The sequence below is a fragment of the Nostoc sp. UHCC 0252 genome (assembly GCF_034931145.1).
Classification (GTDB): domain Bacteria; phylum Cyanobacteriota; class Cyanobacteriia; order Cyanobacteriales; family Nostocaceae; genus Nostoc.
Genome location: NZ_JAYGHE010000125.1, coordinates 1 through 1,577 on the forward strand (window position 1 = coordinate 1; position 1,577 = coordinate 1,577).

Annotated in this window: 1 protein-coding gene; it reads right to left on the bottom strand. The window is 44.8% G+C overall.

Annotation, left to right across the window (positions count from 1 at the left end; translation table 11 throughout):
• A partial coding sequence (locus VB732_RS34285) for a hypothetical protein (RefSeq protein WP_323235278.1) occupies positions 1–1,548 on the bottom strand: 1,548 nt, incomplete at its 3' end.
• Between the last annotated feature and the right edge of the window lie 29 nt (positions 1,549–1,577).

Consider the following 1,577-nt stretch of genomic DNA (forward strand, 5'->3'; position numbering starts at 1 on the left):
AACTGGACGCAAGTTTTGATAAGAGACTGCTTTAATATCCAAGTATTTAGATTTAATTTGTTCTCTCTCTTGCTTCCCTGGAATAATGTCACCTCTATTTAAAATCAGTTCCAGCACCCCATAAGATTCTTGTTCCCTTCCATTCTTGATATACCTATTACCTAACAGCAATAAATTCAAACACATTCTCGTTTGAGCATCCATCTTTTCAATGCCCAAAGCCGCCAAATTAAAAGACTGTAGGGAAGCAATAAACTTAGTATTAAACTCTCGACCAATCAGCAGAATATCAAGCAATTTACTCCCATAATTCCAATTAGAGTAATGCTTACTTAATTGGTCAGCAATCACTAACCAGTCATCCAGAATTAGAATCAATGGCGGTAAGGATTCGCGCTTTGTTTCTGGTAGTTGCTTACGCTTTTTGTAGTCCGTGTAAAAGTTGTCAATTACCTCTTTGGCTAGGTCTGGGTTTTCCCCGTCAAAGACAATTACTCTCTCTTTCTCTCGTAAACCACAGAAACTATCATTCTTAGCACTAATTACCCAAATATCCGCGTTGGGGGAATCTGCAAGGATTTTCTCAATCAAATAATTGAGGGTGACTGATTTACCGCTTCCTGGTGCGGCAACTAAAGCAGTGGAACTATCGGCTCTGGCTAGGGCTTGCAAAGTATTTAGGGCAAGACCTTCTGATGGGTGGAGGTAATCACCTGTTGGGGTTGCTCCCGGTGCGATTGCGCCCTGTTCATCTCCAGTAACCTTATCGTTGGGGTCAATCGTCCCCTGTAAAGTTTGGCTACCTTGTAGATAAGGGGTTTTCATCTCACGCAACTGCTTAATGTAATCTGCCTTCTGTTGCTCCGTCATCCCAGCCGTTTGCGCCTCAAAGATGGCATCAGTTGCCTCCATTTGGGTAACTTCAATCTCCGTGTGGGCGTAAATCTCGGCTTTGGTGATATCAACAGTGCGATCATTAGCGACTAGATCCAGGTCAGCTTGTAGTTGAACTTCTGCGATCGCAACGTCTCGGTAACTGTCTAACAACTCGGAACGTGCAGCCATCTCAGCTTTTGCAGCATCCCGTTTTTGGGCGATGTCCTCAAATACGGCTCTCTGTTTCTCCTCCGACTGGCAGTGTCGCAGCATCCACCCAGCAAGCGCAAACCCCAGGAATCCACCAAAACCCCAAAACGGCTTGTATGGGTTAGTTGCCTTCACCAGCCCATTAACCCCCATAGCTGGGTCACGCACTACTTGGCGCGGCATTCCATCACTCTTCCACTGTGACCAATAAAATGGGGTCATCCTGAAAGGTCGTCCATTTTTATCCTCACAGGTCAATGTTTTCTGTGGGGTTTTCAAACAGAAGTAAATGCGATCGCTGCTAGTTCCCTGCCACGCCATCGCCGCCGATCCAATACCCACAGTCAAACTCAACCCAATGGCAACAGCTTTCTTGTCCATTGGTAACTGACCAAACCACAACATTAAACCCGATTGTTGCGACTCGGATAACTGTTTGTGTTTCTCAGATAAATAATTCATTTACCTCTCCTACCACCAAATAGAAAAAT